At 37.1% G+C, this 23061-nt stretch carries 21 protein-coding genes; 10 read left to right on the plus strand and 11 right to left on the minus strand.

Going from position 1 to position 23061, the window contains the following annotated elements; translation table 11 throughout:
• Positions 1–176: 176 nt before the first annotated feature.
• On the minus strand, positions 177–602 hold the full coding sequence (locus ACXAGS_RS14980; RefSeq protein ID WP_474907906.1) for a hypothetical protein: 426 nt from the start codon (positions 600–602) through the stop codon (positions 177–179).
• A gap of 205 nt (positions 603–807) precedes the next feature.
• Between ACXAGS_RS14980 and ACXAGS_RS14985 the strand changes: the two genes are divergently transcribed.
• Positions 808–1359, plus strand: a complete 552-nt coding sequence (locus tag ACXAGS_RS14985) for a sigma-70 family RNA polymerase sigma factor (RefSeq protein ID WP_474907908.1) — start codon at positions 808–810, stop codon at positions 1357–1359.
• Positions 1350–1598 carry a hypothetical protein gene (locus ACXAGS_RS14990; protein WP_474907910.1) on the plus strand — a complete coding sequence of 83 codons (249 nt, stop codon included), beginning with the start codon at positions 1350–1352 and terminating at the stop codon, positions 1596–1598. Before ACXAGS_RS14985 ends, ACXAGS_RS14990 begins: the two co-directional genes overlap by 10 nt.
• On the opposite strand, the gene ACXAGS_RS14995 is transcribed toward ACXAGS_RS14990, so the two are convergent.
• Positions 1595–2317: a UbiA prenyltransferase family protein gene (locus ACXAGS_RS14995; protein WP_474907911.1), complete on the minus strand. Its 723-nt coding sequence runs from the start codon at positions 2315–2317 to the stop codon at positions 1595–1597. The two genes, ACXAGS_RS14990 and ACXAGS_RS14995, sit on opposite strands and share 4 nt — an antisense overlap.
• A gap of 220 nt (positions 2318–2537) precedes the next feature.
• On the opposite strand from ACXAGS_RS14995, the gene gcvP reads away from it, so the two are divergent.
• The 4 genes from gcvP (at position 2538) to ACXAGS_RS15015 (ending at position 8053) form a co-directional block, all read left to right on the plus strand.
• On the plus strand, positions 2538–5378 hold the full coding sequence (gcvP, locus tag ACXAGS_RS15000) for an aminomethyl-transferring glycine dehydrogenase (RefSeq protein ID WP_474907912.1): 2841 nt from the start codon (positions 2538–2540) through the stop codon (positions 5376–5378).
• A gap of 164 nt (positions 5379–5542) precedes the next feature.
• Positions 5543–6601 carry a 3-oxoacyl-ACP synthase III family protein gene (locus tag ACXAGS_RS15005; protein ID WP_474907913.1) on the plus strand — a complete coding sequence of 353 codons (1059 nt, stop codon included), beginning with the start codon at positions 5543–5545 and terminating at the stop codon, positions 6599–6601.
• Between the two features lie 57 nt (positions 6602–6658).
• Positions 6659–7186 (plus strand): class I SAM-dependent methyltransferase, encoded by a 528-nt coding sequence (locus tag ACXAGS_RS15010; RefSeq protein WP_474907947.1) that lies wholly within the window; start codon positions 6659–6661, stop codon positions 7184–7186.
• Positions 7187–7201: 15 nt separating this feature from the next.
• Positions 7202–8053, plus strand: a complete 852-nt coding sequence (locus tag ACXAGS_RS15015; RefSeq protein ID WP_474907914.1) for a glycosyltransferase family 2 protein — start codon at positions 7202–7204, stop codon at positions 8051–8053.
• Positions 8054–8099: 46 nt separating this feature from the next.
• Here ACXAGS_RS15015 and pafA read toward each other — a convergent pair whose 3' ends face one another.
• Complete coding sequence (pafA, locus tag ACXAGS_RS15020; protein WP_474907915.1) at positions 8100–9776, minus strand: alkaline phosphatase PafA; 1677 nt, start codon at positions 9774–9776, stop codon at positions 8100–8102.
• A 115-nt stretch (positions 9777–9891) separates the two neighbouring features.
• Between pafA and ACXAGS_RS15025 the strand changes: the two genes are divergently transcribed.
• A complete protein-coding gene (locus ACXAGS_RS15025) occupies positions 9892–10629 on the plus strand; it encodes an MlaE family ABC transporter permease (protein WP_474907916.1) in 738 nt (245 codons plus the stop codon).
• Positions 10629–11396: an ABC transporter ATP-binding protein gene (locus ACXAGS_RS15030; protein WP_474907917.1), complete on the plus strand. Its 768-nt coding sequence runs from the start codon at positions 10629–10631 to the stop codon at positions 11394–11396. The genes ACXAGS_RS15025 and ACXAGS_RS15030 overlap by 1 nt, the downstream gene beginning before the upstream one ends.
• 29 nt (positions 11397–11425) lie before the next feature.
• Here the strand turns inward: ACXAGS_RS15030 and ACXAGS_RS15035 are convergent, their stop codons facing one another.
• Genes ACXAGS_RS15035 through ACXAGS_RS15045 form a run of 3 tightly spaced genes read right to left on the minus strand, consistent with a single transcriptional unit; the run spans position 11426 to position 14575 of the window.
• A complete protein-coding gene (locus tag ACXAGS_RS15035; protein ID WP_474907919.1) occupies positions 11426–12874 on the minus strand; it encodes a DUF389 domain-containing protein in 1449 nt (482 codons plus the stop codon).
• A gap of 3 nt (positions 12875–12877) precedes the next feature.
• Entirely contained in the window at positions 12878–13960 is a 1083-nt protein-coding gene (locus tag ACXAGS_RS15040) for a mannose-1-phosphate guanylyltransferase (RefSeq protein ID WP_474907920.1), read from the minus strand.
• Positions 13961–13969: 9 nt separating this feature from the next.
• Entirely contained in the window at positions 13970–14575 is a 606-nt protein-coding gene (locus ACXAGS_RS15045; protein WP_474907921.1) for a SprT-like domain-containing protein, read from the minus strand.
• 97 nt (positions 14576–14672) lie between these two features.
• On the opposite strand from ACXAGS_RS15045, the gene ACXAGS_RS15050 reads away from it, so the two are divergent.
• Entirely contained in the window at positions 14673–15521 is an 849-nt protein-coding gene (locus ACXAGS_RS15050; RefSeq protein ID WP_474907923.1) for a metallophosphoesterase, read from the plus strand.
• 73 nt (positions 15522–15594) lie between these two features.
• Positions 15595–17997, plus strand: coding sequence for an alpha-L-rhamnosidase-related protein (locus tag ACXAGS_RS15055; RefSeq protein ID WP_474907924.1), 2403 nt, complete (start codon positions 15595–15597; stop codon positions 17995–17997).
• A 1-nt stretch (position 17998) separates the two neighbouring features.
• On the opposite strand, the gene ACXAGS_RS15060 is transcribed toward ACXAGS_RS15055, so the two are convergent.
• The 5 genes from ACXAGS_RS15060 to ACXAGS_RS15080 all read right to left on the minus strand — a co-directional run bounded on the left by ACXAGS_RS15060 (position 17999) and on the right by ACXAGS_RS15080 (position 23023).
• The gene (locus ACXAGS_RS15060; RefSeq protein WP_474907925.1) at positions 17999–18679 is read right to left on the minus strand and encodes an SDR family NAD(P)-dependent oxidoreductase; all 681 of its coding nucleotides are present in this window, start codon (positions 18677–18679) and stop codon (positions 17999–18001) included.
• Positions 18679–19731, minus strand: coding sequence for a M28 family metallopeptidase (locus ACXAGS_RS15065; protein WP_474907926.1), 1053 nt, complete (start codon positions 19729–19731; stop codon positions 18679–18681). The genes ACXAGS_RS15060 and ACXAGS_RS15065 overlap by 1 nt, the downstream gene beginning before the upstream one ends.
• Before the next feature lie 78 nt (positions 19732–19809).
• The gene (locus ACXAGS_RS15070; protein ID WP_474907928.1) at positions 19810–21447 is read right to left on the minus strand and encodes a pyruvate dehydrogenase complex dihydrolipoamide acetyltransferase; all 1638 of its coding nucleotides are present in this window, start codon (positions 21445–21447) and stop codon (positions 19810–19812) included.
• 4 nt (positions 21448–21451) lie between these two features.
• Positions 21452–22450 (minus strand): pyruvate dehydrogenase (acetyl-transferring) E1 component subunit alpha, encoded by a 999-nt coding sequence (gene pdhA / locus ACXAGS_RS15075; protein ID WP_474907929.1) that lies wholly within the window; start codon positions 22448–22450, stop codon positions 21452–21454.
• A gap of 81 nt (positions 22451–22531) precedes the next feature.
• Complete coding sequence (locus ACXAGS_RS15080) at positions 22532–23023, minus strand: cytidine deaminase (protein WP_474907930.1); 492 nt, start codon at positions 23021–23023, stop codon at positions 22532–22534.
• Positions 23024–23061: the final 38 nt, after the last annotated feature.

Genomic DNA, 23061 nt, shown 5'->3' on the forward strand with positions numbered 1-23061 from the left:
ACTCCCAACTAAAACAATAGATAAACAAAGCCTTATTGAAATCTTTTATTTTTCAAAATTCTTTTAGTTTACCTAGACTTCCCCTATACCAACACGCCACATTCTAAACAAAATAAAAATCGTAACCAACGTAGCTATTAGCCCTATAATTACCTTTCTATACTTAAAAACCATAATTATTTAACTTCATTATTGGTTAAAACCTTATCTACCAATAGCTTTAATGTTCCTTTTTCCTTTTTAACCTGATACACAATTTGATATTCAAACTTGTAATCAGCTATTTTTTCACCCTGTAGATTAAGGTGTAATTTTCCATTTTTTATGTTCCAAGACCCTATTTCTAATACAAAAACACCAACAGGGCATTCCCCAAAAGTCTCTGCTTTTAAGTGTTGAACAAAAGAACCATCCTCTTTAAATTCAAAAACATATTCACCATCTTCCGCTGTTTTCTCAAATAAAAGATCATCCGCAGGAAAAAAACCAGAAGCAATCCAGTTGAGTCTATATTTACCTATTACGTTTTTTTCAGTTTGGGTTTGACCAAAAACCAAGATTAGATTTAAAAACACGAGTAAACCAAATAAAAACTGCTTCATTATCCTATTGTTTTAAAAGCAAGTTATTGCTTAGTTAAGATTTAAAAGTACCTGAAAACCGTGAAATTGAATTACAACAAATAATTAGTTAAAAAATACCTGTGATAAAAGCGTGATTTTTTTGTGATGTTAGTATTGCACCTTTGGCTTGAGAAAATGGTGTAACTTTTAAAATTGATTACTTTTGATAACGTTAAAAAGAACAATGCCAACAAATGTATTACATCCGGAAACTTGGGTAGATAAATATGCAGACTACCTCTTTAACTATGCAGTAAGCCGGGTTAATAATTCAGAATTGGCCAAAGACTTAGTACAAGAAACTTTTTTTGCCGGCTTAAAATCTGCCCCAAACTTTAAAGGCGATGCTGCAGAACGAACCTGGTTAATTGCTATATTAAAAAGAAAGGTAATTGACCATTACAGAAAGATTAACTCCAAAAAGGGTAAGGCCGAGGTAAAAATAGACTTTGCCGCAGACGGTGAAGAAGGAGACTGGTTAGAAAAAAGAGTGGCAGATAACCAAGATAAAGATGGCGAGGCTTATCTAGAAAATGAAGAATTAGGTGTTGCCATATATGGCTGTATAGAAAAATTACCAGCCAAACAAGCGCAAGTTTTTAAAATGAAAACCATTCAAGGAATGGATACTGAAGATATTTGTAATGTATTAGGAATAAACCCGTCTAACCTTTGGGTTATGATACATAGGGCCAGAACGGCGCTTATGGGTTGTTTAAACGATAATTGGTTTTAGAACTTATGATTTCTTGTGATACAGCTTCAGAAATTTGCAATAAAAGTCAGTACAAAGAGGCGGGCTTCTGGGATATTTTGAAACTACGTTTTCATATCTTATTCTGCAAACATTGTGCTAGCCACACCAAGAAAAACACCTATTTAACCGGGTTATGCGAAAAAGCTAACCTGCATACTTTAAGCTCCAAAGAAAAAGAGGCGTTAAAACAGCGCTTAAAGGAACAAGCAAACTCTTAGGCCTTAAAAACCCATAAGGCAATTGCCATTAATATAGGAACAGCTTCTACCCAGAAAGAAGCAAAATATTTAGGCTGATCAACCTTACTATTATAAATAAAGTAAGTTATTAGCAACACCCAAATTAAATCTAAAAATAAAACTTTTAGCACATTTTGATGCAGCAATAAGGCGCTAGCCAAAAATAGCAGCAACATAAAATAAGCAACATATTTGGTATTGAGCACACCTATTTGCTGTGGTATTGTCCTTAACTCGGGCTGATCATATTTAAGGTCTCTAATTTCAAAAGGAACCATTAGCAATAAAACTAGAACAAATTGCTGTAGCATTAAAATTACATGGTCTAGTCCAATTACTTTTCCTGCGCCATACACAGGCAGCCATAGGGTAACCCCTGTCCATACCAAAGCCACCAAGAATACTTTTAATCCGCCTAAGCTCCTCAAATTCTTAGCCTTTGGTAGAAAAGGAACAGCATACAAGGCAGAAATAACAGTTAAAACGAAAAGCGGAAAATATAGACTAGAATGGAGCCTAGTACCATAAAATAAGGCGCCCAAGCCTGCTAAAATGCTAAATAATTGAATTGGTTTGTGGCGCTGTTTCGTTACAATCCAATATTTTTTTGCCTCTACCCCGTATTTTACAAAATTGTAGCCTACAATAGTCGCAAAAAACAAAAAAAAAGCATAATCCTTGTCAAAGATAATGTTCAACTTAACGCAGGTTGCATAGTATAAGCAAAATACCGCTAATGATACGTGAACACTAGCATCCAAATAAAATTTAAAAAGCGATTGTATCCAGCGCATTAAACAAAATTAAACATTAAGCAGAAAAGGTTAATTCTTGGTTAACAACTTTAATTCTTAGCATTTTTAAAATGCGGTAATTAAGTGAATTAATGCCTAATTTTGCGACTTTATTTTTGCCTTTATGAACACAGAATTATTTGCATCGCGCCACATTGGCGTTAGGGAAGAAGACCTTTCTAAAATGCTAGAAACCGTAGGAGTAAAAGATTTGGAAGAGTTAATGTACCAAACCATTCCTGATGATATTCGGTTAAAGAAAGAACTAGAATTGCCTAAAGCCATGAGCGAACATGAGTTCTTAGGGCATGTTCAGCAATTAGCAGAAAAAAACAAAATATTCAAGACCTATATTGGCCTTGGGTACCATAACACCTTAACACCTTCTGTAATAAAAAGAAATATCCTAGAAAATCCAGGATGGTATACCGCTTACACCCCATACCAAGCAGAAATTGCACAAGGGCGTTTAGAAGCGTTGCTCAATTTTCAAACCATGGTTACGGATCTTACCGGTATGGAAATAGCCAACGCATCACTTTTAGATGAAAGTACTGCGGCAGCGGAAGCAATGACTATGCTTTATGACTTGCGCAGTAGACAACAGAAAAAAGATGGAGTTCTTAAGTTTTTTGTGGATGAAAATGTATTGCCACAAACCTTAAGCCTATTAGAAACCAGGGCAAACCCATTAGAGATAGAATTGGTAATTGATAATCCAGACCACTTTACATTCACTACAGACTTTTTTGGAAGCCTTTTACAATATCCTGGAAAACACGGGCAAGTAAAAGATTTTAAAGAATTTACCCAACAGGCAACCGCTAATGAAATCAAAGTGGCTGTTGCGGCAGATTTACTTAGCTTGGTGTTATTAAAAGCTCCTGGAGAATGGGGTGTAGACGTAGTGGTGGGTACCACCCAACGTTTTGGAATTCCGCTAGGATATGGTGGGCCACATGCTGCATTTTTTGCTACTAAAGAAGCTTACAAAAGAAACATTCCAGGAAGAATTATTGGTTTAACCAAAGACACGGACGGTAACCCAGCACTACGTATGGCCCTACAAACTAGGGAACAACATATTAAAAGAGATAAAGCTACCTCTAACATTTGTACTGCTCAGGTTTTGTTAGCCGTAATGGCCGGTATGTATGCCGTGTATCATGGCCCTAAAGGTTTACAGTTTATTGCAAATAGCATACACGAAAAAACCAAACAATTAACAGGTATGTTGGCAGAGGTAGGTTTTGCGCAAACCAACACGATATTTTTTGACACCATTAAAGTTAAAGTTGCAGACGCCGAAGCCTTAAAAGAAGTTGCCCTTAAAAATGAAATTAACCTAAACTACGTAGATAATAACACGGTTACCATTTCCTTAAACGAAGCAACCTCATTTGAAGATGTAAAAGATATATTGGCCACCTTCTCTGAAGTAGCAAACACCTCAGAAACGGGAGCCAATTTTGAGCAAATTCCGGATGGTTTAAAAAGAGATACGGAATTTTTAACCCATGAGGTATTCAACAGTTATCATTCAGAAACGGATTTAATGCGTTACATCAAGAAACTTGAACGTAAAGATTTGGCATTAAACCATTCTATGATTTCTTTAGGAAGTTGTACCATGAAGTTGAATGCTGCTTCTGAAATGTTGCCTTTAAGCTGGGCCAACTGGGGCAACCTGCATCCTTTTGTTCCGCTAAACCAAGCAGAGGGTTACCAGATAATGCTGAAGCAATTAGAAGACTATTTAACCGAAATTACTGGTTTTGCGGCCACGTCCTTACAGCCTAATTCTGGAGCACAAGGAGAATTTGCAGGGCTCATGACCATTAGGGCCTACCATGAGGCAAACGGCCAAGGGCATAGAAATATATGTATTATACCGGCTTCCGCTCATGGTACCAACCCTGCCTCTGCGGTCATGGCAGGCATGAAAGTAGTAGTTACCAAAACAGATGAAAAGGGAAACATAGACCTATTAGATTTGGAAGAGAAGGTTAAATTACACGCAGACAACCTATCTTCTTTAATGGTTACCTATCCCTCCACCCATGGTGTCTTTGAATCTAGCATTAAACAAATTACCCAATTAATTCATGACCATGGTGGTCAAGTTTACATGGACGGTGCTAATATGAACGCCCAAGTAGGTTTAACCAACCCAGCCACTATTGGCGCAGACGTTTGCCATTTAAATCTACATAAGACGTTTGCCATACCTCACGGTGGTGGTGGGCCCGGTGTTGGGCCAATCTGTGTTGCGGAACAATTAAAACCTTTTTTACCATCTAATCCTGTAGTAGCTACTGGTGGCACTAGTGCCATTACCGCTATATCTGCAGCTCCATGGGGTAGCGCTTTGGTGTGTTTAATTTCTTATGGATATATAAGAATGTTAGGCGCCAAAGGTGTTACTAATGCCACAAAGTACGCTATTCTTAACGCAAATTACATCAAAGAAAGATTAGCGGGTGGTTACGAGGTATTGTATACAGGAGAAAGAGGTCGTGCAGCACATGAAATGATTATTGATTGTAGACCATTTAAAGAAAACGGAATTGAGGTTACGGACATTGCCAAAAGACTTATTGACTATGGTTTTCATGCACCAACCGTTTCCTTTCCAGTGGCGGGCACTATGATGATAGAACCTACGGAAAGTGAGAGCAAACAAGAATTGGATAGATTCTGTGATGCCATGCTTTCAATAAGGGAAGAAATAAAGCAAGCTAATGCGGCAGAACCTAATAATGTTCTAAAAAACGCTCCACATACCATGGCTATGGTTACGGCGGACCAATGGAATTTTCCATACAGTAGAAAGGAAGCTGCTTACCCGTTAGAATTTGTATTCGACAATAAATTTTGGCCATCCGTTAGACGTACGGACGAAGCATTTGGGGATCGTAATTTAATTTGTACATGCGCACCTATTGAAGCCTATGCGGAAGCATAGTAACACTACTATTTATTAGTGGTTTACCAAAATATACTAGTTGCCAAACGCTGTTCTGATTTTATTTAGAACAGCGTTATTCTTTTTGGACATTGGATTATTTATTATGCGTGCATAATAAATTAAGTTGTTTGCGCGTATCTTTCTACAAACGCAAACTAAAAATGAATATAACTATAACCGGAACTGGGTCTTACATTCCAGAAGTAATTGTTCCCAATTCCCATTTTTTAACTGCCCAATTTAAGGCGGCGGACGGCCTTGCTATTCCAAACACTAATGAAGAAATAATCCAAAAATTTGAAGCTATTACGGGTATTTCCGAAAGAAGGTATGCCTTGGCAGACCATAAAGCTTCGGATTTAGGATTTTTTGCATCCGAAAAAGCCATAGAAGATGCACAGATAGATAAAGAAACCATAGACTACATTATTTATGCCCATAATTTTGGAGACCTTTCCGCTGATAAAAATCAAGGCGACACGCTACCTAGTCTTGCAACGCGTGTTAAAAATCTTTTAGGTATAAAAAACCCTAAATGTGTAGCTTATGATATGATTTTTGGTTGTCCCGGCTGGGTAGAAGCATTAATTCAAGCTAAAGCTTTTATACAGTCTAGTATGGCAAAAACATGTTTGGTAATTGGTGGGGAAACACTTTCACGCATCACAGATGAACATGATAGGGATAGCATGATATTTGCGGATGGCGCCGGTGCTACCATACTTCAACAGACAGAAAAAGGCGGAAACATTTTAGCCCATGCCTCAGAAACACATGCTTTAGACGAAGCCTATTACCTTTATTTTGATAGAAGTTTTGAATCTAACAAAACGGACAAGCAACGGTACATAAAAATGCTTGGAAGAAAAGTGTATGAATTCGCCTGTATACATGTACCAAAAGCCATGAAAAGCTGCCTGGATGAAGCCGATGTAGAAATAGATGATATTCAAAAAATTTTTATACACCAGGCCAATGAAAAAATGGATGAGGCAATCGTAAAACGTTTTTACAAATTATATGGCAAATCCGTTCCAGAGAACATTATGCCAATGAACATAAACTTTCACGGTAATAGCTCTGTGGCCACCATCCCAACATTGCTAGATATGGTAAAAAAAGACAATTTAAAAAATCATCATGTAAAAAAAGGAGACCTTGTGCTTTTTGCCAGTGTTGGTGCCGGTATGAATATAAATGCTATGGTATATAGGTTTTAATCTGCGAAATCTTGGTTAGATTTGGTGGATTAAAAAGGATTTTTGAATCTTTACCATATGTACGAAGGTAAATTTCCGCACAAACGTTATAAGCACACGCTAGCGTTTTTACAAAAGCATATAAACACCAACGAAACCATTTTAGACCTTGGCGTAACCAACCCCTTTACCAAGGTAATGGAACAAGCCGGTTATAAAATAGAAAATACTAAGGGAGAGGATTTAGATGATGATTATACCAGTGTAAAAAATAGCCATGCAGATGTGGTCACCGCTTTTGAAATATTTGAACATTTGTTAGCCCCGTACAATATTCTTAAAGAAATTAAGGCAGATAAATTAGTGGCCAGTATTCCCTTAAAGCTATGGTTTTCTAATGCATACAAAAGTAAAACAGACCCATGGGATAGACATTATCATGAGTTTGAAGACTGGCAATTTGATTGGTTACTAGACAAGGCTGGTTGGGAAATAAAAGACCGTAATAAATGGACCAATCCTGTAAAAAAAATCGGGATTCGCCCTTTACTACGTAGGTTTACCAATAGATATTACATTGTATATGCCGAGCGAAAAAAAGATTAATCCTTTTTTACCATCATGGTTGTAAGCATTGTAATACCAGCCCATAACGAAGCTCAATATTTATCTTTATGTATTGCTTCGTTTGTAAACCAAACGCATCCTCCTGATGAACTTATTATAATAGATGACAATTCTACGGACAACACCTTTAAAATTGCCAGGGAATTTGCAGACAACCACGATTGGATTTCCGTTTACCAACGCCAAAGTAATACGGCCCATGTGCCCGGCAAAAAAGTAATAGACACCTTTAATTTTGGGCTATCTAAATGCAATTTAGATTATGATTTGATTGGTAAGTTTGATGCGGACATTATTTTGCCCACCAATTATTTTGAGACTATGCGTAACCATTTTAAATCTAATTGGTTATTGGGTATGTGCTCTGGTTTATTGTATGTAGAAGTAAATGGGAAATGGGTATACGAGGCAATAGCAGACAAAAACCATGTAAGAGGGCCCATAAAACTTTATTACCGACAGGTATTTGAGTTAATGAATGGACTTAAGCCTGCAGTTGGGTGGGACACTGTAGATGTACTGCTTTGTAAGTTTCATGACTTTGAAGTTTATACGGATAAAAATTTGCGGGTAAAACACCTAAGACCTACTGGCCATGGATACTCCTCAAAAAATTATAAAGAAAAAGGTATAGCACTCTATAAAATGCGATATGGTATGGCCTTAGCCAAAATTGCACTTATAAAAATGGCAATGCAGGCTAAATCGCCATGGTTATACTTACAAGCAATGTTTGCTTACATAAGCTGTTATTTTACCAATACCGTACCTTTTGTAACCAAAGAAGAAGGCCAATTTATACGAAAGTACAGATGGAAGGGAATTATTAAAAAATTGAATCTATAAAAAAAGCATCCAATATTGGATGCTTTTTTTATATGCCATATAGTTCTTATTTCAAAACCGTGCTTATTGGCGTTCCAGTGGCACCATTGGGAAACGCTATACCCAGTAAAACCGCCAATGTAGGTGCAATATCAGTGATTTCAGTACGGGACGTAACGTCTCCTTTTTTAATACCATTACCATAAAAAAGTAATGGCGTGTGGGTATCATAGATAAAAGGAGAACCATGTGTAGAACCTGTGGGATTATAAGATATATGTGCAGGTTTTGGCACAAATAATACATCTCCAGACCGTTTTTGGTGCCAACCATTTTGTAATATATAAGGGAGGCCCCTTGTATAATTACCAGACCACATTTGACTACCGGTATAAACCTTATCCATACCTTCATAGGACAGTACTTCCATGGCAATTTCTTCTTGAACCTCAGCAAGTTCCATATCTAAATTACTTACAACCTTATGGTCTAGAAAAATTTGATTATTACTGATGCTCTTAACTACATCGGTAGTTCCAAATCTATATTTCAAGTATTCTTCTAACTGTTCATCAAATTGCTTCATGTTCAAATATCCCGCTGCAACTTTAACGTCTTTTAAATAGGTTGGCACAGGAATGGCAGCATGGTCTGCCGTTAAGAACAACGTATAATTACCAGCTCCTACTTCTTGATCCAGCTCTGTCAACAATTTTTCCAATTCTAAATCCAATCTTAAATAAGTATCCTGTACTTCTTTGGAATCTACGCCAAAGTTGTGTCCAACTTTATCCGTACTAGAATAGCTAATAGCCAAGAAATCGGTATCATTGTCCTTACCTAAGTTCTCATTTTTTAAAGCAGCTAGTGCAAAATCTGTAGTTAGTGAATTTCCATATGGCGTTTCTGCCAACAAAGTGTATTTACCATTTTGATCCCACAATGCGGGTAAATCATACGGAAAAGTAGCTGTTGCCTTTCCTGTAAAACCGCCCTCGTAGTTGTTGGCATCGGCAACGCTTTCTTTATAAGACGCTATAGGTTTAAGGGTTTCCCAAGGTTTTTTATAAGCCTCTACCACATCTGAAGCATTAAAATCTTGTACCCATTTCGGCAAGGTTTGCATATAATAAGAACTCGTAATAAAATTACCGGTTTCACCTCCTTCATACCAATACGCCGCGTTGGCCGTATGGCCTCCCGGTAAAACTGCGCCTCTATCTTTAATACTTACGGCTATAGTTTTACCCCTCATTTGCGTATGCAATCGCATTTGATCGGTAATAGTAGTGGTTAGCATTCTATGCGGAGACATTTTTCCTTTATAACCGGTTGTACCCACAGACTCATAACTATCATCAGAAGCACAATACACGGATTTATCAGACTCCTTGTCATACCAATTATTACCAATAACACCATGCACCGCCGGATAAGTACCCGTGTAGACCGATGTGTGTCCCGGCCCTGTACTGGTTGGCGCATAATTAAAATGATTGTTCTTACAATTTGCGCCTTGCGTTACCAATTTCTTAAAACCGTTATCTCCATAATGGTTCCAGAAACGGGTTATATAGTCATAACGCATTTGATCTACAATTATACCAACCACCAGTTTTGGTTTTGTGGCAACTTTTACCTGCGTTTCTTGTTGTTCTTTATTCTTTTTTCTTCTTTGTGCAGAAGCGGTTAGCGAAAATAATAGCACTAACAGCAAGGCCAATGGCCGTGTTTTTTTTATCATCGGTATCTAGTTATGCATCACAAATTTATTGAATAAAGACCTTTAAAGTTTTAATTGAAGGTTAAAAGCAATTCAATATGCTTATTTTTACCAAAGCATATAGACAATCTACTGCATGAATTATATTGCTTCTATTGGCAAGTATTTTATTATGGTTTGGGAAGTGTTTAAAAAACCTACCAAATGGCGTATAATGAAATCTTTGATTTTTAAGGAAATAGATGAGTTAATTTATAACTCGTTGGGCATAATAATTTTTATTGCCTTTTTTATTGGTGGCGTAGTTACTATACAAACGGCGCTAAACCTAACCAACCCGTTAATACCCAAAAGTTTAATTGGTTTTGCCACCAGACAGTCTGTTATTCTAGAATTCGCTCCTACCTTTACCTCTATTATTATGGTTGGTAAAGTAGGGTCTTACATTACTTCAAGTATTGGAACCATGCGGGTAACAGAACAAATAGATGCATTAGAAGTTATGGGGGTAAACTCCTTAAATTATTTAGTTTTTCCTAAAATAATAGCCATGCTGTTTTATCCGTTCGCAGTTGCCATTGCCATGTACATGGGCGTACTTGGAGGATGGATTGCAGCTGTGTTTGGCGATTATGCCCCAAGTGGCGATTTTATTCAAGGACTACAGACAGATTTTATTCCTTTTCATGTTACCTATGCATTTATAAAAACCTTAGTTTTTGCATTCGTCATAGCTACCATACCCTCGTATTTTGGTTATTATATGAAAGGAGGCGCTCTAGAGGTAGGCAAAGCAAGTACCACAGCCTTTGTTTGGACCAGTGTGGTAATCATTATTATAAATTATGTGTTAACCCAATTAATGCTTGGCTAATGATAGAGGTAGACGACATACACAAAACCTTTGGAGACAACCATGTATTAAAAGGTATTAGTACCACTTTTGATAAAGGAAAGACCAATTTAATTATTGGTCAAAGTGGTTCTGGCAAAACTGTTTTTCTTAAATGTTTATTAGGCTTGTTTTCTCCTGAAAAAGGACATATAAGATACAGCGGTAAAAATTATGCTGATTTAACTAATGCAGAAAAGAGGGATTTGAGACAGGATATGGGAATGGTTTTTCAAGGCAGCGCCTTGTTCGATTCTATGACCGTAGAAGAAAACGTAAGTTTTCCATTAGATATGTTTACCAAACAAAGTAAAAGTGAAATGCAAGACCGTGTGGACTTTGTGTTAAAACGGGTAAACCTTATAGATGCTCATAAAAAGTACCCTTCTGAAATTTCTGGTGGTATGCAAAAAAGAGTAGCCATTGCCCGGGCAATTGTAATGAAACCAAGTTACTTATTTTGCGATGAACCAAACTCTGGTTTAGATCCTAAAACTGCCATTCTTATAGACAACCTTATACAGGAGATTACAGAGGAATATGATATTACTACGGTGATTAATACCCATGACATGAATTCTGTAATGGAAATAGGTAAAAAAATAATCTTTCTTAAAAACGGTTATTTAGAATGGGAAGGCACCAACAAAGAAATTTTTAAAACGGATAATGAAGCGGTAACAGACTTTGTTTATTCTTCTGAATTATTTAAAAAAGTAAGACAGATGTATATAGAAGAAAGGAATTGATAAAATCAATTCCTTTCGTTATTATTTAGCTACATCTTTTTAACCTGAATGGTAGAATCTAGCAATCTTTGTTTTAACCATTTGGTTAATTTTTGCTCTTCTTTGGCAATATAATCGTCTTTTAACTTTTTATTCCATTCTACCTCAAAGACCGGTATAGTATCCGTCTTTTTAAAATCGGTTTTTATTTGGTAGGCAAAATTTATGGCATTGATATCCTCATAATTAATTTTAGCCTCTGTGGTAACTTCTTTAAAAGGTATTTGTTTACCCACGTTTTGACTTAACCTAGCCACTTCTGCCTCCAAAAAATGTATACGTTCTTCACGGGTTAGCAGTTCTGCTTTTTTAGATTCGTACAACTCTGTTACATAATTAAACTTCTCCTCAGAATCATCCCTTCCCCCTTGTATTATGTTCAATTCGGCATCCTTTAACTTGTTAAAGGAATTCTTCTGTGTTCTCCAGGAGTTGATTATATTCTCCGGAATTTCTTCCGTACCCATACAAACGATCTCAATAAGCCCTCCATTTTTATCATACTCCAATTTGGTGAGGTTATCTACATACCTACCATTTTTGGTAAACTCATATTGTTCTATGGTATCTGATAGAAATTCTTGCGCTTCTTTTTTGAACATAGATTCATTAAAAGCCATATAAAAAGTATAACCAGCGGGCAACATTACTAAAAAGCCTACTGTTGATGCAATTCTTGCAATAAACCTTCTACGTTGACTATTGGCATATTTTACCATTGGAAACTTCAGATATTTAATAACCAAAAAAGTTGCCAAGCCAATAAAAATGGTATTGATAATAAATAAGTACATTGCTCCCAATGCGTAACCCCATTTACCAATTGCCAAGCCAAAACCAACAGTACATAGTGGTGGCATTAAAGCTGTTGCAATAGCAACACCAAAAATAACGCTAGCAATTGTACCTCTTTTAGCTCTTGCAATTACTAAGGCCAATCCACCAAAAAAAGCGATCAATACATCACGAATATCCGGTTTGGTCCTAGCCAATAACTCAGAAGATTCATCTTGAATCGGAAAAATGTAAAAGAACAAAAAAGCCGTAATAACACTTAAAACCACCATAACCACAAAGTTCTTGAGTGATTTTCTCAGCGTTTCTACATCATTAATTGCTAATGACAATCCCATTCCTAAGATGGGTCCCATTAAAGGAGAAATTAACATGGCACCGATTACAACGGCTGTAGAATTGGCATTAAGACCTATAGAGGCAATAAATATGGAACAAATTAGAATCCAAGAGGTATGCCCTTTAAACGGAATATCCTGAATAATAGATTCTTTGGTAGCTACCGCATCTGTATTACTTCTAATCTCAAGAAGCTCAGACAGAAACTTTTTAACGCTACCCAAAAGACCTTTAAAGTCCTTTTTTACTTCTTCCGAATTTGCTTCGGTATGGTCTTGTTCTTCTTGAAAAAGATGTTTACTCATAAATTATGCAAATTGATCCCCAAAGGTATCACTTACCTGGTTACGAATTGATTTTATGTCTTGTTGTTTAGATTTTGGATAAATCAATAACACATCGTCTTTATCTACAATAATGTAATCCTCTAATCCATCTACCACAACAATTTTACCTTTTTTGGCGCTAATCATATTTCCTTTAGCATCCTCAAGAACTGTTCCTGCATTAACTACGGCATTTTCAGATGCATCTTTATCCAATTTATCATAAAGTGCACCCCAAGTACCTAAATCGTTCCAATCAAAAGTTGCTGGCAAAGTGTATATGGTTTCCGCTCTTTCTAAAATAGCATAATCAATAGAAATATTTTCTGCTTTAGGGTAATTTTCCGCTATAAACGCCTGTTCCTCATTGGTATTATAACAAGACATTCCTTTTTCAAACAAATCATACTGTTCTGATTGGTGCTTTTTAAATGCGGTTACAATAGTGCTAACACTCCACATAAAAATACCGGCGTTCCATAAAAAATTGCCTTGTTCTAAAAATGATTTGGCCGTTTCTAAATCTGGTTTTTCTCTAAATTGGGTAACCGGCTTTAAAGATGTGGTTGCCGTTTTTTCAAACTCAATATATCCAAAACCAGTGTTAGGAAATGTTGGCTGTATACCTAAAGTACAAAGCGCAGCCTCTTCTTCACATTTGGCAAAACATGCTTTTACATCGTTTTCAAATGCCGCTTCGTCTTCTATCCAATGGTCACTTGGTGCTACGATCATCACCGCATCCGGATTCATTTTCTGAATTTTTAAGGAGGCATAAAGTATACAGGGTGCAGTATTACGCATAGCTGGCTCTAGTACAACTTGCTCTTGTTTTACGGCCGGCAATTGTTTCAGTACCAAATCATTATAACGTTCATTGGTCAAAATCAGAATATTCTCTGTTGGAATAAATTTGTTTAAACGGGCAAACGTTTTTTGAATTAACGTTTCTCCCGTGCCCAACATATCATGAAATTGCTTTGGGTTGTTTGTGGTGCTTACTGGCCAAAACCTAGAGCCCACGCCTCCTGCCATTAATACTGCATAATAGTTTTTATTGCTCATATGTTTTTTTTAGTCGTTTATTAATTCTACTTCAGCATTGGGCTGAAAAAGATATAACCTGCCGGTTGCCACTTCAAGGCACTCGTAGCGTTTGGTTCGTTTATTTCCCTTTTTAAAAATTTTGCCATTATATATTCTAAATATACTTCCGTACGGCAATTCAAAAACGTAAGAATTTTCTTTATGTTGTGTTTCGCCGTACGCTTTCAATGCTATGGCCAATTGAGTATCGGTACTGCTACTTGCTTTAGGATTCTTAAAATGATTAGCAATTACCGGTAATAATTTAGATGGAAAAATTTCTGGTCGTATAAAAGGAACCATTAATATCTTGAATGTTTTTTTCCACTCTTGACCATGCGGCTTTATGTACTTACCATATTTTTGAAAAGCTACCAAATGGGCAATTTCATGTATTAAGGTAATCAAGAATTGGTATTTATTACTGGTAGCATTCATTGTTATTAAATGTTCGCCAGTGGGTAATCGCCTGTAATCTCCATGTCTGGTAACCCGTTTGTTCACTATTTTTAGATGAACCGCATATTCCTTTATCAGCTCAAAACAGGGAGCAACAGCCCTTTCCGGTAAGTACTTAGCCAATACTTGATTCATAATTCAAAAATAGACAATCCGATAGCATTAAATAATCTAGCTTCCATAAAATAATCAGAACTTTACATTCGTTTGGATTGAAGCTTAAAAAACAAAAATGGGCAACCCATATTGGAATAGACGTAAATTTTTAAAAGGAGCTGCCGCCCTAACTGGCTCTGGCTTACTTATGGGGTTATACAGCTGGCAAATTGAACCGCATTGGCTAGAGTTTGTACACCTAAATATGCCCATAACTAATTTACCCAACAACCTAAAAGGTAAAAAGCTCATGCAATTGAGCGATATACACGTAGGACCTTTGGTTGACCAAAAGTTTCTACTCAATGCCATGGAATTGGCCAAAAGAGAGCGTCCAGATTATGTGGTGTATACAGGAGACTTTATTCATTTTGAAAACTACAGCACATTTGAGCAATTAGAAGAGGTTATGAATTTTGCTCCAAAGGGAGCCCTAGGCACCTATGCCATTTTAGGCAATCATGATTATGGGGAAGAGTGGTTAGACGATACAATTGCCTCAAAGATTATTGAAATTTTAGCAGCCAATAAGATTACAGTTTTGAGAAATGAAATTGCTAAGAATAATGGACTAACCTTTATTGGTTTAGATGATTATTGGGGCACCAATTTTGCTCCTGATAAGGCTATGGTAAATTACGAACAAAATAAACCCACTGTTGTTTTGTGCCACAACCCGGATGTTTGTGACCTAAATGTTTGGAATAATTACAAAGGCTGGATTTTATCTGGCCATACCCATGGAGGCCAATGCAAACCTCCCTTTTTAAAACCGCCTATCCTACCGGTACAAAATCCTAACTATGATGCCGGAATCAAAGATTTACAAGATGGTAGAACCTTATATATAAATAGGGCACTAGGGCATTTGTATCAAATACGTTTTAACGTAAGACCAGAAATAACCATTTTTACGCTTACTTAACCAAAAACCTTTTCGATAGTTTTCTGCTTAAAGATATGTACCTAAATCAGTAACTTTATATAAAACTGATTTTATGTTGCGAAACCTATCTGCACCGTTTCTACTGCTCTGGCTTTTTCTTTCCTGTACCAATACAAATAAAAATGAAACAGTTTTACAACAACCTTTTGATGAAATTGGAATAGAAGGAAAACCGGAATATTTAAATTCACCATTTGTAACCGCTGGCAATCGCACCTATTTGGTTGGCCATCAAAACGGAAGTTTCCCAGAATTAGGTTGGCACATCAAAGGAGAAATGGGAGGATTATGGAACCATCCAATTAAGCTGGCAGATGGCTTTGAAATAATAGCCAAGGCAAATGGCCATGAGCAAAACCTAAACAATGCAGAGCGTTTTATTAATTACCCGTTTTATAACGAACATTTTTTTAAGTGGACCAAGGAAAACCTGAAGTTTAAAAGAAAACAATTTGTACCTGATAATATTGAGGGTTTAGTTGTAATCCTAGAGGTTGAAAACACCAGTTCTAAACATCAAAACATAGAATTGGCATTTAATACCATGTCCGATTTACGCCCCACTTGGTTAGGTGAACGCACCAATATGCAAGACGGTAAAGATGTTGCTATTTTTACTGAAGATTTAGACGGATTTATAATTAAGGACGATAAAAATCCGTGGTTTTTAGCTGTTAAGAGTGATTTGAAATCAATAACCAATTCTATAGCACAAAACACTTATTCGGGCAATGGCACCAATGTTAGCTTAACTTATAAAGTTCCATTACAACCATTGGAAAAAAAAGAAGTTCATTTTTTTCTTGCTGGTTCTTACACGCATCAAAAAAATGCAATAGCTACCTTAGATTCCCTTGAAACAAATTGGAAAAAGCTGTTTGCAACCAAAAAAGACAGGTATCAAAAATTAGCCAACCATTCTAAATTAAACATTCCAGATACCAGTCTGCAAAAAACATTTGAATGGTTAAAATATAATTGTGATTGGTTGGTAAGAACCGTTCCAGAAATTGGTAGCGGTATTACTGCCGGTATTCCAGATTATCCATGGTGGTTTGGCGTGGATAGCGAATATGCCTTACAGGGCTACATGGCCATTGGTCAAAAAGATGTTGTTTATAACACCATAAAGTTATTAGACAGTGTTTCTAGAGTAACCAATGATAATGGCAATATAATACATGAAATGTCTACCAACGGGGCAGTTTTCAACCCTGGCAATATTAACGAAACCCCACAGTTTGCCACCTTAATATGGCGAATTTATCAATGGAATGGCGATAAAGAGTTTTTAACCAAATACTTTCCAACAGTCCAGAAAGGATTGCAATGGTTGTTAGAGGAAAATGATTATAATGATAATGGCTTTCCGGAAGGCTTTGGTATGATGGAAATTCATGGGTTAGATAGTGAAATGATAGATGTTGCAGCTTACACCCAACAAGCGTTTACGGCAGCGGCAAAAATGGCAAAAGAACTAAATAAACCAGAATTGGTAGTGTTGTACCAACAAAAAGCCCAATTCTTAAAAGATAAAATAAACAACGAATTCTGGTCTGATGAATTTAATAGTTATGCAGATTTTATTGGCACCGATAAACAAGCCCAACATTTAATTGAAGATGCCATTGTACGAGCAGACACGTTAAATAAACCTTGGTCTGTAAAAGAACTTCAAAAGTTAGCAGAATATATAAAGAATAATCCTTCTAAAAAGGCCAGGCCTTTTGTTCTACACCATAATTGGGTAGTTAACACCCCAATGGAAGTAGGCCTAGCAGATAGTACAAAGGCCCTAAAAGCACTAGAAACAGCTAAAAAATATAGAAACCCTTTTGGCCTATTTGTAACTGGTATAGATAGGGACGATTCTGCCGGAGCCAATGAAAATAACTTTGTGCCGCCAAAATTGTTTTCCTATACCGGAGCGGTTATGACATTACCAACCGGTGTGCAGGCCATTGCAGAAAATAATTATGGAAGGCCAGATATTGCTTTGGATTATTTAAAAAGAATGACGAGGACATTTAGTTATGCCCTACCCGGCAGCATGTACGAGGTATCTCCTGATTATGGGATGATTGTGCAAGCTTGGAATATTTACAGTTTTGCCTACCCAATTGTACATCAATTCTTTGGCGTAAAACCGCAGGCACAAAATAATCAGGTACTAATACAACCTCAAATGCCAAACGCTTGGGAAAATGCATCTTTGGAACAGATAATTATGGGTGATGGCGCCAATGAGGTTTCAGTTTACTACGAAAAAAAAGAAAATCAAATAACGGTTAGGGTAACCCAAACAAACCCGGAGTGGGAAATTGTACTATTCCCCTCAAATAAAATGGAAACAATTGACAAAATATCTGAGCATTCAAAATGGGATAAAACTAAAAAAAGACTAACCTCAAATGAAACAGAAGTTAGCCTTACCTATACTGAGAAACAATTATAATTTAAGGGGTACTGCTGCTTACTTGTAGTACCTTACCGTTGTAATATTTATGCCCGTTTAGTGAAAAATCTAGTATATAATCTGCCATTTCTATAGCTGACAAAGGTGCTTTATAACCCGGAAAAGCTTCTTCTAGCATTTCGGTTTGTACGGCACCCAAAGCCAAAACGTTAAATGCCGGGCCAGTTTCTTTATACTCTTCGGCCAATAACTCAGAAAGGGTTATTACCGCTCCTTTACTACTGCTATATGCTGCTAAACCAGGAAATTTCATACTGCCTTGAATACCCCCCATGGAACTGACCGTAACAACATGTCCATTTGGGTTCATTTTAGGTAGAACCGTTTTTATCATTTCGGCAACCCCAAAAACATTAACCCTATAAACCTTTTCAAAATCTTGCCAGGTTAATTCTTCAAATGGTTTGTTTACAAGACTACCTGCATTATTTATAAGAACATCAACTCTATCCCAATCATTAATAAAATCGGTAACCTTTTTGTAATCATCGGCAGCATTCAAATCAAATTGAAAAGTAGCAATATTTGAATGTCCTAAATCTAAAATTGGTCTTGGGTTTCGGGATAACGCCAATACCTTATGACCGTTATCTGCATATAACTTGGCCAATTCCAATCCTATACCTCTACTCGTTCCTGTTATTACAATATTTTTAGACATCAATCTTCATTCATTTTTAATTCATCTTTAGCACCATTGGCTATACCCTCTACCACTGGTGTAAGCATATTTATCATATTACTCATATGGGTCATATCCATCAAAGCTATTTCATCCCCGGGCTTATGGTAAAAATCAAAATTGGTAAAATCGAACGTACAGTAAGTATGGCTTGGCACTTTAAATACGTTATAAAAAGGATAATTATCAGATCTTCCAAAAAGCCCATATTTTTTAGCTGTAGGCAAATAACCTATTAAATTGCCTCCGGCATAGGCATTGCTAACCTCTGCCAAATTACTTTTATCAAATCCTGTAATATAAAGCTCATAGCGTTTGTTCTGAAGGGCAACGCCAATCATCTCAAAATTTAACATGGCATATAAATTTACATTCTCAGCTTTCATTCTCTTAGCCAAATGCTCAGAGCCTAGCAACCCTTTCTCTTCCGCACTGAAAAGTGCAAAAATTAACGTACGCATATTGGTTTTATTTTTACCAAAGTATTTGGCCATTTCTAAAACCGCCGTAGTTCCAGAAGCATTATCATTGGCTCCATTTGCAATTGCATCACCTTTAACAGCATTTGCCCTGCCAATGTGATCATAATGTGCTCCAATTATTACTACTTCATCTTTTAGACCAGAGTCATTACCGGGTACTACACCAACTACATTAAAAGCAGGCTCTTTATAGTTAGATAATTTATCCCTATAGCTTTTATAATAAGGAACAACACCATTATTCTTAAAATGATTTTCAATAAAAACCGCGGCCTCTTCAATTCCTTCAGAACCAGTATCCCTACCCCCCAATTCGTCTGATGCTAAAAAGCCAATAATCTTATTTACTTCTGCTTCTGTTGTAACAGCATACTTCTTTAGATTATTGGATGCAATTACTTCTGGATTTGCCTTTAATCCTTCTGGACCATCCTTTACAACAGCATCGCTTGAATTATTGTTGCTGTTTTCTGGACTGGTAACTACCAGTTTTGGGGTTCCGCAAGCCAGAACACCCAATGATGCAAATACTATAATTATTTTTTTCATATAATTTATGCTTAGGTATAAAGATAAAAAAAGCACCCGCTACAGGGTGCTTTTATATTTATTTATGCTGAACTAAAACTAGGCCAACATGGTAACTGGATTTTCTAGATATGCTCTTAATGTTTGTAAAAACTGTGCACCTGTAGCACCATCAACTGTTCTGTGATCACAGGCTAAAGTAACTTTCATAGTACTTCCAGGAACTACCGCACCATTTTTAACCACTGGCTTTTCTACAATTGCACCAACACTTAATATTGCTGAATTTGGCTGATTAATAATAGAAGTAAATTCTTGTATCCCAAACATACCCAAGTTTGAAACGGTAAAGGTACTACCTTCCATTTCGTTTGGTTTTATTTTCTTATCCCTAGCCCTACCGGCCAAATCCCTAACGGAAGCACCTATTTGTGTAAGGCTCATCTGATCTGAAAATTTAAGTACTGGAACAACCAAACCTTCATCTACCGCTACGGCAACCCCCATATGTACATGGTGGTTGTAGATTGTAGTATCTCCATTCCAAGAGGTGTTTACCTGCGGATGTTTCTTCAATGCCATAGAACAAGCTTTAAGAACCATATCATTAAAAGACACTTTAGTATCTGGCAAACTATTTATTTGTGCCCTAGACGCCTTGGCATTGTCCATATCTACCTCTATAGTTAGGTAGTAATGCGGAGCAGTAAATTTAGACTCACCTAAACGTTTGGCAATAACCTTACGCATGGTAGAGTTTTTAACCTCTTCTTTGTGCTCTTCTCCAACAGGCAAGTTCATAGGTGCCGGAGCAGTAGCATTAGTAGTTTCTTCTTTAGCACTGGAAGAAGCCGCTTGCGTTCCAGGAGTAAAGTTTTCTACATCTTTTCTTACTATACGCCCATTGTCTCCAGAACCCTTAACCTGTGCTAAATCTATACCTTTATCCTTGGCAATTTTTTTAGCCAATGGAGAAGCAAAAATGCGACCATCGTTATTGGTGTTTTCTGCCGCCGCTGAACTTGAAGTTGTTTTTTCTTTCTTTGGAGCTTCATCCTTTTTTGGCGCTTCGTCCTTAGACGCTGAACCGCCCGTCTTAGGCTTAGCATTTAGAATAGCATCTACATCGGTTCCTTCCGGACCAATAATTGCCAAAAGTGAATCTACAGGAGCACCTTCTCCTTCTTGAATACCTATATGCAATAACGTACCAGAGTAGAAAGATTCAAACTCCATTGTTGCCTTATCGGTCTCAATTTCTGCAAGAATATCACCTTCTTCAACAGCATCCCCTACTTTCTTTAACCAAGATGCAACCGTACCTTCTTCCATGGTATCGCTTAACCTTGGCATTGTAATAATCTCTACACCTTCTGGAACTTCTGCTGAAGCTTCATCATTACTATCCGCTGTATCTTCTTTGGCAGATGTTTCTTTCTTTTCATCAGATGATGAAGTGGCATTAGCACCACCGTTTAGCAACCCAGAAATATCTTCACCCTCTTCACCTATAATAGCCAACAATGAATCTACTGGAGCACCATCACCTTCTTGAATACCAATATGTAGCAAAGTACCCTCATGAAAGGATTCGAACTCCATAGTGGCTTTGTCTGTCTCAATTTCGGCCAAAATATCCCCTTCTTCAACCTTATCTCCTACTTGTTTTAACCATTTAGCGACTGTACCTTCTTCCATGGTGTCGCTTAATCTAGGCATATTGATTACTTCGGCCATTTGCTTATAATTTATGTTTTAAGAATGGATAATCTTCTTGTTCGTAAACTGTATCGTATAATTGGCTCAACGGAGGAAAATCTGATTCGTCCGCGAATTTTTCACATTCGCTTACCAAGGCTTTAACGCGTTTGTCTATTGCCTTTATTTCATCTTCAGACGCATACTTCTTTTCTAAAATGACATCCTTAACCTGTGTAATAGGATCAATCTTCTTGTACTCTTCTACTTCCTCTTTGGTTCTGTAGTGCTGCGCATCTGACATAGAATGCCCTCTATATCTGTATGTCTTCATTTCCAAGAAAGTTGGTCCACCACCACTCCTAGCTCTTTCTACAGCTTTAGAAACTTCTTTGGCTACGATTGCTGGATCCATTCCATCAACAGGCCCACAAGGCATCTCGTATCCTAAACCAAGTTTCCAGATATCTGTTGAATAAGACGTTCTGGCTACTGAAGTACCCATGGCATATCCATTATTCTCACAAATAAACACCACTGGTAATTGCCACAACATGGCTAAGTTAAAAGCCTCGTGTAAGGAGCCTTGTCTTACGGCACCATCTCCCATGTAACATAATGTTACTGCATCTCTTTTGAAATATTTGTCTGCAAATGCTAGACCAGCTCCCAAAGGAATTTGCCCTCCAACAATACCATGACCACCATAAAACCGGTGTTCTTTGGAGAAAATGTGCATGGAACCACCGTTACCTTTAGAGGTACCGGTAACCTTACCAAATAGTTCTGCCATTACTTTTTTGGGATCAACACCCATACCAATTGGCTGAACGTGGTTACGGTATGCAGTAATCATTTTATCCTTGGTTAAATCCATGGCATGTAATGAACCGGCCAATACCGCTTCCTGACCATTGTATAGGTGCAAGAAACCTCTAACTTTTTGCTGAATATAGACTGCGGCAAGTTTATCTTCGAACTTGCGCCAGAAAAGCATGTCTTCGTACCACTTTAGGTATACCTCTTTTGTGATTTTTTCCATCAATATGCGTTGTTTGATACAGCGCTCTCCGTGAGCGGGAAACAAAAATACATATATATCTGTTTTTGGGAAAAATTTGGATTAATAATCGCCTAAAAAAGAATCATCAAATGATATGGGCATAATATTTTGCAGTGAATTGCTTTTTAAAATAGCTCCTTCATCTCCTTGCATTATCAAAAAAATGGGTGTTTGCTGTTTTACCTCGTACTCCATTATAGATTGCCTACAATTACCACACGGACCAACCGGACGGTTTACTTTATGCAATTGGGAGGCAGCACTTATAGCTATACCTAATATTCTTTTTCCTGGATAATTGGCAGCAGCAGCATAAAGCGCAACCCGCTCAGCGCATAGCCCAGAAGGGTAACAAGCATTTTCTTGATTATTGCCCAATACCACTTCACCACCTTCTAACAGAACGGCCGCCCCTACGTTAAATTTAGAATAAGGTGCATACGAATTCTTACGAGCCGTAATTGCATTGGATAACAAATCGGCCTCGTTTGCCGGTAAATTTGAGGGAGCATCATACTCCTCCAATTCACATACCACCGTTCTTTTTTTCATTCGATTTTTACTTAATTAAAACTCTAAAATAAAAAACC

This window comes from Croceivirga sp. ABH4_376, assembly GCF_056160685.1.